The 16,204-nt window shown below is 63.3% G+C and carries 13 protein-coding genes; 4 read left to right on the top strand and 9 right to left on the bottom strand.

Annotation, left to right across the window (positions count from 1 at the left end; translation table 11 throughout):
• Window positions 1-19 precede the first annotated feature (19 nt).
• The 6 genes from VMR39_RS10185 to araD1 form a co-directional block, all read right to left on the bottom strand.
• Window positions 20-2,857: a TonB-dependent receptor gene (locus VMR39_RS10185; RefSeq protein WP_325415843.1), complete on the bottom strand. Its 2,838-nt coding sequence runs from the start codon at window positions 2,855-2,857 to the stop codon at window positions 20-22.
• A 256-nt stretch (window positions 2,858-3,113) separates the two neighbouring features.
• Window positions 3,114-4,541: a glycoside hydrolase family 43 protein gene (locus VMR39_RS10180; protein ID WP_325415842.1), complete on the bottom strand. Its 1,428-nt coding sequence runs from the start codon at window positions 4,539-4,541 to the stop codon at window positions 3,114-3,116.
• A gap of 37 nt (window positions 4,542-4,578) precedes the next feature.
• Window positions 4,579-5,613 (bottom strand): arabinan endo-1,5-alpha-L-arabinosidase, encoded by a 1,035-nt coding sequence (locus tag VMR39_RS10175; RefSeq protein ID WP_325415841.1) that lies wholly within the window; start codon window positions 5,611-5,613, stop codon window positions 4,579-4,581.
• Between the two features lie 76 nt (window positions 5,614-5,689).
• Window positions 5,690-7,258, bottom strand: coding sequence for an alpha-N-arabinofuranosidase (locus VMR39_RS10170; RefSeq protein ID WP_325415840.1), 1,569 nt, complete (start codon window positions 7,256-7,258; stop codon window positions 5,690-5,692).
• A gap of 36 nt (window positions 7,259-7,294) precedes the next feature.
• Complete coding sequence (locus tag VMR39_RS10165; RefSeq protein ID WP_325415839.1) at window positions 7,295-8,221, bottom strand: Gfo/Idh/MocA family oxidoreductase; 927 nt, start codon at window positions 8,219-8,221, stop codon at window positions 7,295-7,297.
• Window positions 8,222-8,226: 5 nt separating this feature from the next.
• Complete coding sequence (gene araD1, locus VMR39_RS10160; protein WP_325415838.1) at window positions 8,227-9,219, bottom strand: AraD1 family protein; 993 nt, start codon at window positions 9,217-9,219, stop codon at window positions 8,227-8,229.
• A gap of 190 nt (window positions 9,220-9,409) precedes the next feature.
• Here araD1 and VMR39_RS10155 point away from each other — a divergent pair, with 190 nt between their 5' ends.
• Window positions 9,410-10,174, top strand: a complete 765-nt coding sequence (locus tag VMR39_RS10155; RefSeq protein ID WP_325415837.1) for a FadR/GntR family transcriptional regulator — start codon at window positions 9,410-9,412, stop codon at window positions 10,172-10,174.
• Between the two features lie 2 nt (window positions 10,175-10,176).
• Here the strand turns inward: VMR39_RS10155 and VMR39_RS10150 are convergent, their stop codons facing one another.
• The 3 genes from VMR39_RS10150 to VMR39_RS10140 form a co-directional block, all read right to left on the bottom strand.
• Window positions 10,177-11,073, bottom strand: coding sequence for a bestrophin family protein (locus VMR39_RS10150; protein ID WP_325415836.1), 897 nt, complete (start codon window positions 11,071-11,073; stop codon window positions 10,177-10,179).
• Window positions 11,070-11,423, bottom strand: a complete 354-nt coding sequence (locus tag VMR39_RS10145) for a gamma-glutamylcyclotransferase family protein (RefSeq protein ID WP_325415835.1) — start codon at window positions 11,421-11,423, stop codon at window positions 11,070-11,072. The genes VMR39_RS10150 and VMR39_RS10145 overlap by 4 nt, the downstream gene beginning before the upstream one ends.
• Before the next feature lie 113 nt (window positions 11,424-11,536).
• Window positions 11,537-12,844, bottom strand: a complete 1,308-nt coding sequence (locus VMR39_RS10140) for a sugar MFS transporter (protein ID WP_325415834.1) — start codon at window positions 12,842-12,844, stop codon at window positions 11,537-11,539.
• A 123-nt stretch (window positions 12,845-12,967) separates the two neighbouring features.
• On the opposite strand from VMR39_RS10140, the gene VMR39_RS10135 reads away from it, so the two are divergent.
• From VMR39_RS10135 to VMR39_RS10125, 3 genes are all read left to right on the top strand, one after another.
• Window positions 12,968-14,113, top strand: a complete 1,146-nt coding sequence (locus VMR39_RS10135) for an aldose epimerase family protein (protein ID WP_325415833.1) — start codon at window positions 12,968-12,970, stop codon at window positions 14,111-14,113.
• On the top strand, window positions 14,113-14,970 hold the full coding sequence (locus VMR39_RS10130; protein WP_325415832.1) for an SMP-30/gluconolactonase/LRE family protein: 858 nt from the start codon (window positions 14,113-14,115) through the stop codon (window positions 14,968-14,970). Before VMR39_RS10135 ends, VMR39_RS10130 begins: the two co-directional genes overlap by 1 nt.
• A 636-nt stretch (window positions 14,971-15,606) precedes the next feature.
• Entirely contained in the window at window positions 15,607-16,200 is a 594-nt protein-coding gene (locus VMR39_RS10125) for a nitroreductase family protein (RefSeq protein ID WP_325415831.1), read from the top strand.
• Window positions 16,201-16,204 lie beyond the last annotated feature (4 nt).

The raw sequence follows: 16,204 nt of genomic DNA, 5'->3' as shown, positions 1-16,204 counted from the left end.
ACCGCGCGCCATCGGGCACTCAGTCGAACTTGAAGCGGACACCGACAGCGAAGGTGCGGTCGATCAACAGTGTGCTGCTGTTGAACTGCGTCGGATTGCCGACATCGCCGAACTTGTAATAATTCTGCTGCTTCGCCTTGGTGATGTTCACCGCGTCGAAGGTGATGCCGATATCGTCATTCACGTTCAGGGTCAGCTGGAAGTCCAAGCTCTTTTCCGGGGCGCGCCAGAAGCCGATCGGGTTTGCGAAAGAGCGGCCCTCATTGCTCTGGAGGAAGCCCTTGCGCCAGATGTAGGAGAGGCGCGCGCCGACCGGACCCTTATCATAGGCCAGCGTGGCATTGTAGGACAGCTTCGACACACCGAAGAAAGCCGACTTGGCGGAGCCGGTGATCTCGCCCTCAGTGTTCACCACGGGGATGGTCTGTTCAGAATCCAGGATCGTCGCGCTGCCGGTGAAGCCGAGGCCGTCAAGCACGCTGGGCAGATAGGAGGGGAAGTAGGTCAGGCCCAGTTCCACACCCTTGAGCGTGCCGTTGGAGGCATTTTCCGGGCGGGTGATGTTGAAATATTCGGTATAGGTTTCGTTGCGCGGCAGATAATTGTTCGGAACAAATTCACGCGCGACCAGTGGGACGACCAAGCCGTTGATCTTGCGCTGGAATGCCGTCACGTAGACGGCGCTGTTGCGTTCGAAATACCATTCCAGCGCAAGGTCCATATTTTTCGAATGGGTCGCGCCCAGATTGGCATTACCGGCTGAACCCGAACCGAAACCGATGCGCGACAGGTCGCCCGTCAGCGACAGATTGGGATTGAGATCGCCGAAGGCCGGACGACGCAGCGTTTCACCATAGTTGAAACGGATACGCAGATTGTCGGTGATGTTGTAACGGGCGGTGAAGGACGGCAGGAACTTTTCCGACCCGGTGGACACGGTGGTCCGGGCGAAATTGTTGCCGCGGTCGAAATAGTCGTAAAGGGTGTCGATCGCGACGAAGCGCACGCCGCCTTGCAGCTGTAGCGGACGGCCGAAGATTTCGAGCTCACCATCGGCCATGATATAGGCAGCGAGGTTGCTTTCGTTGATGCCGAACACATGGCCGAAGCTCATTTCATCCGACAGCAGCAAATTGGCATTCGGATTTGCCGCGCGATACAGGGCGCGGACGGCATCCTTGTCCATGCTGCGCGGGTCTGCCAGCACCCAGCTGGTCGGAATGTCGGCGCGACCGTCGAAGAAGCCGCTGTTGGTGAAGGGCTTGCCCTGGTTGAGCGCGTCGAGCGTGATGCCAAGACCACCAGCGCCCTGATCGCGCACATAGCTATCCGCATTGCGGTTGTCATAGCGGAAGCCGGCCTTGATCCGGCGCAGGAAACCTTCGTCCCACTTATATTCGCCGTCCAGCATCATGGTCAGCGCGTTGCCGGTATTCTTCGTGCCGCTGTCGAACAGGTTGCCGACCGTCCACTTGCTGGCGTCGGTCAGGACTTCCTGATTGGCGAAGCTGTAGGAAGGCAGGCCGCCGCCACCGTTGAAATCGACATTCAGGTCGAGCGGGCCGCGATCGGTACGGATGGCGAAGAAGGAGGTTTCGTTCTTGCTGTCCTGATAGGCCACATCGGCGACGATCTTGCCGTTTTCACCTACGTCCCATTTGGCGTTCAACGCGTAAACGTAGCTGTCGGTCTTGTTGGTCGCCATGTCGCCGCTGTTGAAGCCCGCGACCGAACCCAGCTGGCGCGACTTGATGATGTTCGTGCCTTCATACAGTTCGAAGCTGTTGGCCACATCGGCAGGCAGATCGCCCCACCAGTCGGCGAAGCTGAAATGCAGGCTGTTGAAGGTTTGGCCACGGAAACCGGTGTAGAAGACTTCGGCGGTGTAGACCGAGCTGTCATTTGGCGCCCACTGGAGCGCCGCGTTGATCGAAGGACGCTCGCGTTTGCCATAGAGATCGGAGGCTATGACGGCGTCCCGCGACAAATAATAGGGGGTTTCGACACCGTTGATATTCAACGTCGATCCCGGTGCGGTCGGCAGACCGGCGTCGAGGCCAGGCGTCCAGTTTTCATTCTGGGCACCAGGAAAGATGCGCTGCAAAGGGGTCAGGCCCGAACCGGCAGTTGGATTTTCCGTGGCGAATGGCACCATGGCGCCGGCCTGGAGATTCTGGTTGCGATATTGTGCCTTGGTGTAGCTGGCGTTCACCAGGAAGCCGATGTCGCCGATGCCGGTTTCCCAGCGGTCGCTGACCAGCAGGGCGACGTTCGGATTGAACTTGTCCGCCAGTTCCGAATAGACGCCGCGCGCCAGGCCCGAAATGGTGAAGCCGTCGAAATCGAGCGGGCGACGGGTCTGCACGTCGATCTGGCCAGCGAGGCCGGTTTCGAGCTGGTCGGCCGAGCGCGTCTTGTAGACATCGACGCGGCTGACGAGGTTCGCCGAGATATCCTGCAATGCGAAGGAGGTGCCGGCCGCGGTGAAGATGTTGCGGCCGTTGAGCGTGGTCAGCGGGTCGGTCAGGCCACGGATGGTGATCGTCGCGGCTTCGCCGCCAGCACGGTCGGTGACCTGGATGCCGGTGACGCGCTGGAGCGCTTCGACGACATTGTTGTCGGGCAGCTTGCCGACGTCTTCCGACACGATCGAATCGACGATCTGGGTGGAATTTTTGCGGACGTTGAGCGCGCCGACGATCGACGCGCGGACGCCGGTGACGACGATGTCTGCGGCTTCTTCCTCACCCTGTGCGCCCTGTGGCGTGGCGGTGGTCGCGTCCTGCGCGTGGGCAGCGCCCGACAGCATCAGTGCGAACATGGAAGCGGAAGCGAGTGCGACCGGCTTGAAAGCCATTTGGATATCCTCCCCTAAAGCTGGCGCGGTTACGCCATGCGTGAATTACTCGGACTAATTATTGCTCCGACAAATGAATCGCAAGCGGAAAGTTGGGGTCCGATCCCACGAAATGGGATGCTTGTGACATTTATGCTGCATGTCGGGAAAATGAGGATTTCCGTAAGGGGAATCTTCTCGCACTATTGAAAAGGGGCCATCCGCGCGCTGGCGAACGGCCCCCTCCCGTCCTATCATATTGTCAGACTTGGACGCGTCAGTCCGCGCGCCAATAGGCGGTCGTGTCGCGGCTGCCGACCAGACGAATCTCGCCATCGGCCAGGCCGAGCGCCTTGCCGGCGGCCGAGATGGCGGCGAAGCGCACCAGGTCGCTGCCCTTGTCCTGCAACCGCACGAACTGGCTGCGCAGCGCGAAGTCGGCGCTCTTGCTGTCCTTTTCCAGCGTGATCGATCCGTCCTTCTTCGCGACCAGATAATATTCGGGCATCAGGATGGGGGAGAGCATGACGCTCTGCTTGCCGGCGCGGCCGGGCGTCTGGCGGAACTGGGTCTGGGCCAGCGTCGGATTGCCGCCGAGCAACCGGATCCCGTCATGGGCCAGCAGCGACTGCGGGCTGGCGGCCGAAATGAAGCGCTCGGGCATTGGGCCATTGCCGACCGGCACGCCGAAATCGGGGGTGCCGTCTGCGGCATAATAGAGGCGCTGGACGCGGGTGTGGCGATCGGGGTTCAGGAGCGGATCGCCCTGAATCTCCTTATAGTCGCGGCCATGATAGACGAGGATGTCGCGGCCCTGTTCGTCCACGGTGAAGCTGTTGTGGCCGGGGCCATAGACGCTGGTCTGTTCGTTGCTGACGAACACGGGCCGGGGCGACTTGGTCCAGCTCTTGGCGTCCAGCAGGTCGGCATTCTCGTCCGCGGTCAGCAGGCCCAGGCAGTAGCGCGCGTCGGTGGCGCTGGCCGAATAGCTCATGAACAGGCGGCCGTTGCGGTGCAGGACGGCGGGGGCTTCGGCGACCTTGTAGCCGCGCACTTCCCAGTCGAGCGTGGGAACGGTCAGGCGCGTGACCTTCTCGCCCGGCTTCAGCGGCGATTCCAGCCTGGCTATGTAGAGGTTGCTGTTGGTTTCGATGCCCGGTTCACGCTGCGCCCAGGCGAAATAACGGACGCCCTTGTGGACGAAGCTGGTCGAATCGAGGTTGAAACTGTCCCAGGGCGTTTGCAGTTCACCGGCCACGCTCCACTTGCCGCTCATCGGATCGGGACCCTCGCAGACGATCGCATAGGTGCGGATGCGGAACACGTCGTCGCCACCACCGGCGGGACCGGCCGCGAAATACATATACCATTTACCGTCGATCTGATGCAGTTCAGGCGCCCAGATATAGCCCGAACGCGGACCGCTGGCCTCATGCCGCCACAGCACGGCTTCCTTCGCGGTCGAAAGGCCTGCGATCGTCTTTGAGCGGCGCAGCACCAGCCGGTCATATTCGGGGACGGAGCCGGTCAGATAATAATAGCCATCGTCATGACGGAAGACCTGCGCATCCGCGCGCTGCTTGACCAGCGGGTTGACGGGGACGGGGGCGGCGGCTTTGTCCGAGGCGGCGCGAGCCAGGGCGGGCACGGCGGAAAGCGCGGCGGCGCTGCCGATAAAACCGCGTCGGGACAGGTTGAAAGGCATCAGGAGTCTCTCCAGGAGATAGTCGGACTAAAAAGGGTCAATACTCAGCGACGGGCCAGCCGTCAGCCCCCCAGCGCACCGGAGCGATGCGCAGGGTGGGGGCGCCGTTCGCCTGCTTGTCATAGGCGTGGTAGACGACATAATCTTTGCCGTCCTTGTCGTGGAGCCAGCCGGCATGGCCGGGGCCGCGGAAGCGCTGCTGCTCCTGAAGGTCGGCGCGCAGGAAGATGGTGCCGCCTCCTTCCATCAGCGGGCTGCCGTCCTTGCCGAGATAGGGACCGGTGATCGCCTTCGATCGGCCCATGACGGTATAATAGGTGCTGTTCACGCCCTTGCAGCAATAGTCATAGCTGACCATCAGCCAATAATAGTCGCCATGGTCGACGATGAACGGCGCTTCCACCGGAGCCGGGCCGCCGGTCGGGGCGGGACGGCGGGCGATGGAGACGGGTGTCTTCGCATTCTTGGGCTTGCCGGTTTTCGGGTCGAGCTCGAACAGCTTGATGCCGGTCCAGAAGCTGCCGAGCGACAGCCAGTGACGGCCGGCACGGTCGGTGATGAAGTTGGGGTCGATGGCGTTATAGTCGTCGTCTTTCGTGGACATGACGACGAGGCCCTCGTCGCGCCAGCCATAATTTTTCGCCTTGGGGTCCAGCGTCGGGCTGGTGGCAAGGCCGATGGCGGAGCGGTTCGAGCCGAAGGTCGAGACGGAATAATAGAGGCGGTAGCGGCCGTTTACATAGCTGATGTCGGGCGCCCACATGCCGTCGCTGCCGGGGATCGCCTGCTTCGCCCATTCGGGCAGCGCGGTGAAGACCGGATCGCCCGCCGTCCAGTGCATCAGATCCTTTGACGTACGCGTCTCGATCAGCCGCTTGCCATGGCCGGTGCTGAACACATGATAGGTGTCGCCTTCGCGGGCGATGACGGGATCATGGGTCGGGACGAGGTCGCCGCTGAGGCGACTGTTGAGCGTCGCGGGAGCAGGCGCTGCCGGTTGCTGGGCGCAGGCCGGGCCGGTGGCTGCAAGCAGGGCAAGGCCCAATATTGTTGCGATACAATGCCGCGCCATGCGGTCCTCTCCTGCGGGAAATATATGAAAAAGGGCGGGCGACCCGGAAGGCCGCCCGCCCAGGTGGCGAAAGCCGTTATTGCAGTTCGAGCACGACCACCGACTTGGCCGGCAGCGTCACGGTCAGCGTGCCGCCGCTGACCTGCGCGCCGGTGAAGGCGACGGGCTTGACGGTTTCGGGCGCGTCGAAATTGTTGTGCGAATTGATCGCCGAAGCGGTCAGGACGCGGCCGGTGACAGTGGCGGCGTTGAGGCCGTCCAGCTTCACGGTCACGGTGTTCGACTGGTTCGGGTCGAGGTTGGACAGGCCGACATGGACCTTGCCATCCTTGCCCTTCACCGCCGATCCGCTGACGGCCGGCATGGTATATTGATCCTTGGCATACCAAGGGGTCTGGATGTCGATCGGCAGCACCGTCGCATCCTGCCAGGGCTTGTACATTTCGAAGACATGATAGGTGGGCGTCAGCACCATCTTCTTGCCTTCGGTCAGGATCATCGCCTGCAACACGTTCACCATCTGCGCGATCGCGGTCATGCGGACGCGGTCGGCATGTTTGGCGAAGATGTCGAGGTGGATCGACGCGATCAGCGCGTCGCGCAGCGTGTTCTGCTGGCGCAGGAAGCCCGGATGGGTGCCTTCGTCCTGCGCATACCAGCTGCCCCATTCGTCGACCGCCAGAAAGACGCGCTTCTTGGGATCGTACTTGTCCATGATGGCGCTGTGCTTGGTGATCAGCTCGTCCATGTGGAGCGCGCCGTTCAGTGCATCGGCCCAGCCATTTTCATCGAAATTCACGGCGGGCGCACGCGGCGGCCAGCCGCCGGCGGGGTGGACGTAGTAATGCAGCGACAGGCCGTCGAGCTTGTCGCCCGCCACCCGCATCATGGTTTCGGTCCAGTTGTAATCGTCGACGTTGGCGCCAGCTGCGATCTTCATGATCTTGGTGCCGGCGGGCGCCTTGACGAAGGTGGCGTAGCGACGGGTTTCATCGGCCGCAAATTCCGGACGCATATTGCCGCCGCAGCCCCACAGCTCGTTACCGACGCCGAAATAGGGCACCGACCAGGGTTCCTTGTGGCCGTTTTTTGCGCGCTGATCGGCCAGCGTACCGGCGGGCGAGGTCATATATTCGACCCACTCCGCCATTTCCTGCGGCGTGCCGTTGCCGACATTGCCCGCGACATAGGCTTGCGCCCCGACCTGACGGATCAGTTCGAAAAATTCATGCGTGCCGACGGTATTCGGCTCGGTCACGCCACCCCAATGAGTGTTGATCTTGACTGGGCGGTCCTTCTTGGGGCCGATGCCTTCGCGCCAGTGATATTCGTCGGCGAAGCAGCCGCCGGGCCAGCGGATGATCGGCACCGACAGGTTGCGCAGCGCCGAAATCACATCGTTGCGGAAGCCGTTGGTGTTGGGGATTGACTTGTCATTGCCGACCCACAGGCCGCCATAGATGCCGTTGCCCAGATGCTCGGCGAACTGGGTGAAGATCGCCTTGTCATAGACCGCACCGGGCTTGTCGGCGTGGATGGTGGCGGTGGTCGGCTTGCCGTCGGTGTCGGCACTGGCCGGCTGCCAGGCCAGTGCGCTGGCGCAGAGCAGCAGCGCAATAGCGGTGCGGCGCAAGGTTTTCGTCATGTCCGTCCTCTCCCTGTGGATGAAATTGTGGATAAGTCAGTCGTGAAAGGCGTCGGTGCTTTCGCGCGTGCCGCGCAGGAAGGCGTCGGCGACCAGTCGCAGCGGGCTGGTATCGACATCCGACCGGCCGCCCCGGATCAAGGTGGCGAAACGGGCGTAGAGACCGGCATATTCGATATCCTCGCCATGCTCGGTGCCGCTGGGCAGGGTCAGCACCGCGCCGCCATGGCTGAGCTTCAGCGTGCCGGCATCGGTTTCGACCATGATGTCCCAGCTTTGCGGGCCGGTCTGGCGCCAGTCGAGATCCATGTGGATCGGCGCACCAGTCGTGTCGCGGAAAGCGAGGTCGGCGGCGATCGGCGCAGCGCGGTTTTCCGGCAGCACCAGCGTCGCGTCCTTCAGGAAGAAGGGGCGCGGCAGGATATGGGTGACGATCGACAGGGCGTTGATACCCGGATCGAATACGCCAAGGCCGCCTGGTTGCCAGATCCAGGCCTGGCCCGGATGCCAGACGCGGACATCCTCCCGCCAGACGATCGAGACCTTCTCGATCCTGCGCTCGGCCAGCCAGGCGCGCGCCGGCGCGACGCCAGCGGCGAAGCGGCTGTGCCAGGCGGCGAACAGGCTGACGCCGACCTTGTCGGCCTGCGCCTTCAGCGCTTCTACCTCAGCCAAAGTCGCGCCGGGCGGCTTTTCCAGGAAGAGGTGAATGCCCCTGGCCAGCGCCTGCGACGCGAGATCGTAGCGGACCTGCGGCGGGGTGCAGAGCGCGATGGCGTCCACCGCCGGTCCCTGCGCGAGCAGATCGTCCAGGCTGGCATGGTGGGGCACACCGTCAAGGCCCGCATCATGCGGGCTGACGGTGGCTGCCAGGCTGAACGCCGCATTGCCCCGGATGGCCGGGACATGCTGGTCACGCGCGATCTTGCCGATGCCGACGATCGCGATACGGATCGGATCCATGGAGGTCAGAGCTGCTTGACGGCGACCTGGACAGCTGCGGCGCGCTTGAGCGGATTGCGCACCGGCAGGGTGAAGGGCGCGGCGATGATTTCGAACACGTCGCCTTCCTGCGTCTGCACGCCGTCGCTGAACGACAGGGTGGCGGTGCCGAAGAAGTGGACATGAACGTCGCCGGGGCGACGGAACAGATCATATTTGAAATGATGATGTTCCAGGTTCGCGAAGCTGTGCGACATATTGCCTTCGCCCGACAGGAACGGCTTTTCCCAGATGGTTTCGCCATCGCGGATGATGCGGCTGGCACCTTCGATATGTTCGGGCGGGGTGCCGACCAGCAGTTCCGGGCCGAGCGAGGCCTGACGCAGCTTGGAGTGGGCGAGCCACAGATAGTTGTGGCGTTCGGTCACATGGTCGCTGAACTCGTTGGCGAGCGCGAGGCCGAGGCGATAGGGGGTGCCGTCCTCGCCGATCAGGTAGATGCCGGCCAGTTCGGGTTCTTCGCCGCCATCCTTGGCGAAGGCGGGCATCACGAGCGGATCGGTTGGACCGACCAGCTGCGAGCCGTCGCCCTTGTAGAACCATTCGGGTTGCTGGCCGACTTCGCCCGCGGCGGGCTTGCCGCCCTCCAGGCCTTCCAGGAACATGCGCATCGAATCGGTCTGCTTTTCGGCGGCAGCGGCTTCGCGGTGCATCTTGTCGCGGCCCTCGGCGGAACCGAGATGGGTCAGGCCAGTGCCGGTCAGTTGGACATGCGCGCCATCTTCATGGTCGATCGGGGCGAGCAGGCGGTTCGCTTCATATTCCGCGGCGATATCCACGGCATCGCCCTTGCCGGCGGACTCGACGGCGGCAGCAAGGCTGACGCCCTGTGCGATTGCGTGCAGCGCCAGCGCGCGGATGGTGGCAAAGCCCGGCACGAAATGGGCGGCATCGCCCTGCGCGGCGATGACCGTCCGTTCGCCAGAGTCCGAACGGTGCTGCAACAGACGCAATGTCATGAAAACTCTCCTCCCGCACGCCGACCTGTGGCGCTGGTTCATTGATGATAGGCAAAACGCTGCATCGACGCAGGGCCGATGCAGCGGTGAATCTCTCAATTACTCCGACATATTACACGGCGATGGTAAAGGCAATGATTGTATTCTAGGCTAAACTGTGCCTCAGTGGATCGAGGTGGGAGGGATCCGAATGGTGAAGGAAAATCCGTCTTTGCACAGGGATGAGACGGAAAAGGGCGGGAATGGCCGGGCCGCGCGGGGGCCGGGACGACGGCTGCACGGCGCGATCGCGCATAAGCTGGGCACAGCCATCTTGTCGGGGCAATATCAGCCTGGCGATACGCTGTCGGGCGAAGTGGCCTTTGCCGAGGAACTGGAAGTGTCGCGCAGCGCCTATCGCGAGGCGATCCAGGTGCTGACCGCCAAGGGGCTGGTGGAAAGCCGGCCCAAGGCGGGGACGCGGGTGTTGCCGCGCAATCGCTGGAACCTGCTCGATCCCGATGTGCTGGCCTGGGCCTTTGCCGGGGAGCCGGACATCCAGTTCGTGCGCGACCTGTTCGAGCTGCGCGCCATCGTCGAGCCGGCGGCGGCGCGGCTTGCAGCGCAGCGGCGCGACAAGGATGACCTGCGGATCATGAAGGATGCGCTGGCCGCGATGCGCCGCCATACGCTGGCGACCGAGGCGGGGCGGGCGGCGGACCGCGATTTCCACAATGCGATCCTGAACGCGACGCGCAACGACGCGCTGCTGACCCTCACCGCCAGCATTGGCGCGGCGGTGAACTGGACCACCCAGTTCAAGCAGCGCGCCCGTGCTCTGCCGCGCAACCCGATCCCCGATCATGTCCGCGTCTATGACGCGATCGCGGCGGGCGATCCGGCGGCGGCGGCCGAAGCGATGGGCGTGCTGGTCGACCTGGCGCTGGAGGATACGGCGAGCGCGATGGAGCGCTGAAATCAGGTCAAGATATGACGCTGCGGCTCGATCGGCGGGGGCAGCGTGGTTTCGCCCAGTGCTGACAGCATCTCTCGTTCCACCGTGCGAGCCATGGCGTCGATCGGCAGGTCGTTGGGCTCAAGGCCGAACGGATCTTCCAGCTGGTCGCCCAATGCATCCAGTCCGAAGAAGGTATAACTGACCAGCAGCACCGGCAGCAGCGTCCACCAGCCGAGCATCCCGGCGAGGGCGAAGGGTAAGGCGAGGCAGAAGATCGTCGCCGTGCGATGCAGCAGCAGCGAATAGCTGAAGGGCAGGGGGGTGAGCAGGATGCGTTCGCACCCGGCCTGAACCTGCGCCAACAGGTGCAACTGTTCCTCCAGCAGGCCGTGGTGGATCGCGCCGACACGCTCCTTCTGCATCAATAGCAGGCAATGATGCCCCAAATGCTGGAGTAGCGCGTCGGTCGGATTGACAGCATCGAGCCAAGGTCCTTCGCCGGCATGGCCTGCCAATACGCCTCGCTCGTCGCCGCGCCGCAGGCGGGCGGCAAGGCCGGCGGTGAAAGCGGACAATCCCGTGAGCAGCAGTCGCCGGTCGGTGTCTTCGAGGATCGCGGCGCGGCGGGCGAAAGAGCGGCAGGCGATGATCAGCGATCCCCAGAGCTTGCGCCCCTCCCACCAGCGGTCATAGCAGGCATTGTTGCGGAAGCTCATGAACACCGACAGGGCGATGCCGATCAGCGTGAAAGGGATGGCGCTGATCTGCGCGAAGATGCCCGGATGGCGCTGCGCGACGAGGACGGCGGCGACGCTCAGCAACGCGATCAGCAGCAACCGGCCCTTGATCCGGGGCAGGATCGATCCGCGCAGGGCGAAGGCGACATCGACCAGTCCGGGGCGCGGACGGACGATCATGCGTCGCCCGTCTCATTGGCGTCGCTATAGATATGGGCGACAAGGCCAGACCGCAGCCGCACTTCTCGCCGGACATAATCGACCTCATAGGCGTCCGCGCTGGCAATATCCTGCGACGTGAGGCGGAAGACGAGGCCGCCGACCGCATCGGCGGGATCGTCGCTCGGCTCCACCATCGGGTGCCAGCGCGTGCCGCTCTTGGCGATGACGTCGGGATCGCTGATCTCGATCATCCGCTGACGGAAGCCGGGCAACGCGTCCGGTGTGCCTTCGACATGGCGGCCGAACAACGCCTTCTGCACCTCGGGCTGGCGCAACGTGCCATAGGAGAAAAGCAGGATGTCGGCCATTAGCACTCCTCAAGCGAAGATGGATGCCGGATAAGCCAATGCGCGGACGCCGCAAAGCAAAAAGGCCGGAGCGCTATGCCCGCTCCGGCCTTTTCGTTGACGCTTCCGGTCCCTTATTCCCCGATCTGCTGATCGGGCAGCGCGTGGGTCGGCTTCGACCCCCAGAGCGCATAGAAGAGGACATAGAGTTCGCAGGCCGCGGTCAGCAGGAAGCTGGTCTGGAGGCCATAATGGTCCGCCAGCCAGCCCTGCACCACCACCAGCGCACCGCCGGCGATCGCCATTATCAGCAGGCCCGAACCTTCCTCGGTCAGCGGGCCGAGGCCCTTGATGCCGAGGGTGAAGATGGTCGGGAACATGATCGAGTGGAACAGGCCGACCAGGATCAGCGACCACATGGCAACCGGGCCGGTGGTGAAGACCGTGACCAGCATCACCAGGAAGGCGCCGATCGAGAAGGCGGCGAGGACATGCCCTGCATCGAACTTCTGCATGATCGCCGAACCCGCGAAGCGGCCGACCATCATGCCGCCCCACAACAGGGTCAGGTAATTGCCCGCCTGTTCATGGGTCAGGTTGGCAATCTGCGGCTGGCTGACAAAGTTGATGAACAGGTTGGCGACGCCGATTTCCGCGATCAGGTAGATGAAGATCGCCGGGATGCCGAACACCAGGTTGCGGTGCGCCCAGAGCGAATATTTCTTGCGCTCTTCCTTGTTGTGACGCTGGGTCGCATTGCCCATGGCAGGCAGCGGGAAGCGGGCGATGACCACCGCCAGCACGACCAGCACGACGGCGACCAGCACATAGGGCAGGACCACCGACTGGGCGTCGGCAAGCCGTTCGGCCTGGGTCAGGACGACTTCGCCCTGCGCCGTGCCGCCCTTCGACCGGCCGAGTATCAGATAGGCGCCGAACATCGGCGCCAGCATGGTACCGGCCGAGTTCATCGCCTGAACGAGGTTGAGGCGCGAAGAAGCGGTTTCGGGCTTGCCGACGACCGCGACATAGGGGTTGGCGGCGACCTGGAGCAGGGTGATGCCGCTGGCGATCACGAACAGCATGACCAGCGTCACGCCATAGGAGGGGATCGACGCCGCGATCGTCATGCCCAGCGCACCAGCCGCCATGACCAGCAGGCCGATCACCATCGACTTCTGGTAGCCGACCCGCTCGATCAGCTTGGCCGAAGGGATGGAGGCGAAGAAATAGGCGATGAACCAGACCGATTCGATCAGTGTCGTCTGGGTGTAGCTGAGGTCGAACACGCTGCGTAGATGGGGCAGCAGCGTATTGTTGATGACGGTGATGAAGCCCCACATGAAGAAGAGGCTGGCAAGCAACGCGAGCGCAGGGCCGTAGCGCGTGCCGGGATTATGCGTTGCGACGGGCGCAGCGCCTGACGAAATCGGTCCTGCCATTCATCCTTCTCCAGTGCAGTTCCAGTAGCAGGCCGCCCGATCAAGGGTTGCGCCTGCTTATTTTGTCGGAGTATATCCCCCTCAACCGCCCGTCAATGGGCGTGCGTTTTCGGGAGGAAGTCCATGCGAAAGGTCGTCGATTTGAAAACAGCGCTGTCATGCGCTCTGGCTCTCGCCATGGCAAGCGGAACCACCCATGCGGCCGAAGCCAGCCGCGCGCCCGCCGGCACCGCCGATGGCGCGGCGATCGAGACGATCACGCTGAAGAATGGCGCAGGCGTGTCTGCGAAAATCCTGACCTACGGCGCGACGCTCCAGTCGCTGTCCGGCCCCGGCAAGGACGGTCAGGTCGCCGACGTGCTGCTCGGCTATGACGACCTCAAGGATTATGTCGACCATCCCAATTTCTTCGGCGTTACCGTGGGACGCTATGCGAACCGCATCGCGGGCGGCAAGTTCAGCATCGACGGCCAGGCCTATCAGCTTCCCCTGAACGACAAGGTCAATTCGCTGCATGGCGGCGGCAAGGGCTTCGACAAGCAGGTGTGGAAAGTCGTGTCGATCAAGAGCGGCCCGACCGCGACAGCCATATTGTCGCTGACCAGCCCCGACGGTGAGTCGGGCTATCCCGGCAAGTTGGACGTGACCGTCACCTATACGCTGGACGAGCAGGGTAATCTGGGCATCGCCTTCGACGCGAAGACCGACAAGCCGACCATCGTCAACATGACGAACCACGCGATCTTCAACTTGTCTGGCGAAGGATCACCCGATGGCGCGCTGGGGCATCTGCTGACCATGCCGGCCAAGGCCTATACGCCGGTGGACGCCAATCTCATCCCCACGGGCGAACTGAAGCCCGTCGATGGCAGCGTGTTCGATTTCCGCAGCGCTCGCCGCGTGGCGGACGGCATTCGCGACGGTCGCGACCCGCAGATCATCGCCGGTCGCGGCTACGATCATAATTGGGCGCTGGACAAAGGGCTGACGAAGCAGCCCGAATTGGCCGCGCGTCTGGAAGATCCCGCGTCGGGCCGCGTGCTCGAAGTGCTGACGACCGAGCCGGGCGTGCAATTCTATACCGGCAATTTCCTCGACGGCACCTTCATCGGCAAGAGCAGCCATGTCTATCGCATGGGCGACGGCATCGCGCTGGAGCCGCAGAAATTCCCGGATTCGCCCAACAAGCCCAATTTCCTGTCGGCGCGCGTCGATCCGGGCAAGCCTTACCACCATGCCATGGTCTATCGCCTGTCGGTGAAGCGCTGATGGTCGCATGGCGCAAGATCGACCGCGAGGTCGCGGATACGCTGGGCGAGGGCACGCTCTGGTCCGTGCGCGACAATGCGGTCTATTGGGTCGACATCCTCGCGCCTGCGCTCAACCGGCTGTCGCTGGAGAGCGGCACGGTCGATCGCTGGGCGATGCCCGAACCGCTCGGCTGGGTGGCGGAGCGGGAGGCTGGTGGCTTCATCGGCGGCTTTCAGAGCGGCTTTGCCGAGATCAGCCTCGATCCGCTGACCATCACGCCCTTCGGCGATCCGGAGCCGCATTTTCCCGGCAGCCGCATGAATGACGGCAAGGCGGACGCGCAGGGCCATATCTGGTGCGGCACGATGGACATGGCCGAGGAGCATGATCGCGGCGTCCTCTATCGTCTGGCGCCGGATCGCAGCTGGAGCGTGATCGACAGCGACTATCGCGTGCCCAACGGCCCCGCTTTTTCGCCCTGCGGCCAGTGGCTCTATCATAGCGATACCGCGAAGAAGCAGATGTATCGCTTCCGCCGTACGGAGACGGGCGCGACCGAGCGGGAGCCGTTCATCCGCTTCGGCGAAGGCGATGGCTATCCCGACGGCATGACCGTGGATGCCGAAGGCCATATCTGGGTTGCGCATTGGGGCGGTAGCCGGATCAGCCGCTTCACGCCCGAAGGCAAGCTGGATCGCGCCATCGAAATGCCAGCGCGGCAGGTGACCAATATCAGCTTCGCCGGCCCGGATTTCGACCGCATGTTCGTCAGCTCCGCGACGGTGGGGCTGGAGGATGCGACCGAATATGATGGCGGCTTTTTCGAGGTGGAGTGTGGCGTGCGCGGCTTGCCGACGAACCTTTACGCTGGCTGATCCCCTCGCAGGACAAGTAAAGGGGCGTGGCCATCGCGTGATGGCCGCGCCCTTTCTGTTTGCACAAAGCATAAAGGCTGTTGCGTCGATCGGCAGAATCTCCTAATAAGTCGGGACAACGTTGTCATGCCTCTCCAAGCTCGGCAATGTTGCGATCCCGGACAGTGTGGTGGCGAACTGCACGCGTCATTGGCTGTCCGGGTCGATTTTTCTTCGAACATCTCCTTGGACCAATCACCCGTTGCCGCGCCCGAAGCGGCGTTGGTGGCGTCCGGCTCCTCCATCAGCGCGAAAGCTTTTCTGTCAGTCGCTCCAGCATTGCTTGGCAGCCGATTGTCTATCATATTGATAGAAAGCTGCGTGAGTCGGCGAGAAGGAGAGCCATGATAGAGTCTCATCTGGATGAGGCGCCCGCCGGGAGCTGGTGGAGCCGCCTGACGCAAGCCATCCTGCGCGAACCGACCGTGGTTCTGCTAGAGAAGGAGGCGGATTTGTCGCGTCCTTCGTCCGAGCGCGAGGCATCTGCTCGCTCGTGTGAGGCTGTCCGCTAAACGGAGCGTTGCTATCTTTGGTCTTCGCTGCGGGCCTGTCCGTCCTGCATAAGCCGCTCGAACGGATCATCCACAAGGAGACATCATGGCTACCGATCCCCGCACCGTCGAACGTGCCGTCGATCCCCTGTTCCTGGAGCGCTGGTCGCCCCGCGCCTTCGATTCCTCGGCGTTGCCGCAGTCCGATCTCGACACCATCTTCGATGCCGCGCGCTGGGCGCCCTCGGCCTTCAACTATCAGCCCTGGCGCTTCCTCTACGCGCATCGCGATACGGCCGACTGGGATCGCTTCCTCGGCACGCTGCTGCCATTCAATCAGGGCTGGGTGCAAAATGCATCGGTGATCGTCTATATTCTGTCGGATACGCTGATGGCTGCGCCCGGCTCCGACGATTTCAAGCCATCGCACAGCCATAGTTTCGACGCAGGCGCGGCATGGGCGCTGCTGGCGTTGCAGGCGACGCGGCTCGGTTATCACACCCACGGCATGACCGGCGTCGATTTCGATGCTGCGCGCAAGGAACTGGGCGTGCCCGATCGTTTCCGGATCGAGGCGGCCATCGCCATCGGTCGACAGGCGGACAAGGCGATCCTGCCCGAAATGCTTCAGGCGCGCGAAGCCCCCAGCGGCCGCAAGCCGGTCGAGGAATTCGCCTTCGCCGGAAATTTCGCGGACTGACGGA

It is taken from the genome of Sphingobium sp., assembly GCF_035511395.1.
Lineage (GTDB): Bacteria > Pseudomonadota > Alphaproteobacteria > Sphingomonadales > Sphingomonadaceae > Sphingobium.
The sequence above is the reverse complement of the archived record's forward strand: the minus strand, read 5'-3'. Positions and strand labels throughout refer to the sequence as shown.

Bases quoted from the DNA above. Each gene is read 5' to 3' on its own strand.
- VMR39_RS10185 (WP_325415843.1), bottom strand. From the start codon at position 2,857: ATGGCTTTCAAGCCGGTCGCACTCGCTTCCGCTTCCATGTTCGCACTG.
- VMR39_RS10150 (WP_325415836.1), bottom strand. From the start codon at position 11,073: ATGATCGTCCGTCCGCGCCCCGGACTGGTCGATGTCGCCTTCGCCCTG.
- VMR39_RS10165 (WP_325415839.1), bottom strand. From the start codon at position 8,221: ATGGATCCGATCCGTATCGCGATCGTCGGCATCGGCAAGATCGCGCGT.
- VMR39_RS10125 (WP_325415831.1), top strand. From the start codon at position 15,607: ATGGCTACCGATCCCCGCACCGTCGAACGTGCCGTCGATCCCCTGTTC.
- VMR39_RS10130 (WP_325415832.1), top strand. From the start codon at position 14,113: ATGGTCGCATGGCGCAAGATCGACCGCGAGGTCGCGGATACGCTGGGC.
- VMR39_RS10140 (WP_325415834.1), bottom strand. From the start codon at position 12,844: ATGGCAGGACCGATTTCGTCAGGCGCTGCGCCCGTCGCAACGCATAAT.
- VMR39_RS10180 (WP_325415842.1), bottom strand. From the start codon at position 4,541: ATGCCTTTCAACCTGTCCCGACGCGGTTTTATCGGCAGCGCCGCCGCG.
- VMR39_RS10175 (WP_325415841.1), bottom strand. From the start codon at position 5,613: ATGGCGCGGCATTGTATCGCAACAATATTGGGCCTTGCCCTGCTTGCA.
- VMR39_RS10145 (WP_325415835.1), bottom strand. From the start codon at position 11,423: ATGGCCGACATCCTGCTTTTCTCCTATGGCACGTTGCGCCAGCCCGAG.
- VMR39_RS10170 (WP_325415840.1), bottom strand. From the start codon at position 7,258: ATGACGAAAACCTTGCGCCGCACCGCTATTGCGCTGCTGCTCTGCGCC.
- araD1 (WP_325415838.1), bottom strand. From the start codon at position 9,219: ATGACATTGCGTCTGTTGCAGCACCGTTCGGACTCTGGCGAACGGACG.
- VMR39_RS10135 (WP_325415833.1), top strand. From the start codon at position 12,968: ATGCGAAAGGTCGTCGATTTGAAAACAGCGCTGTCATGCGCTCTGGCT.
- VMR39_RS10155 (WP_325415837.1), top strand. From the start codon at position 9,410: ATGGTGAAGGAAAATCCGTCTTTGCACAGGGATGAGACGGAAAAGGGC.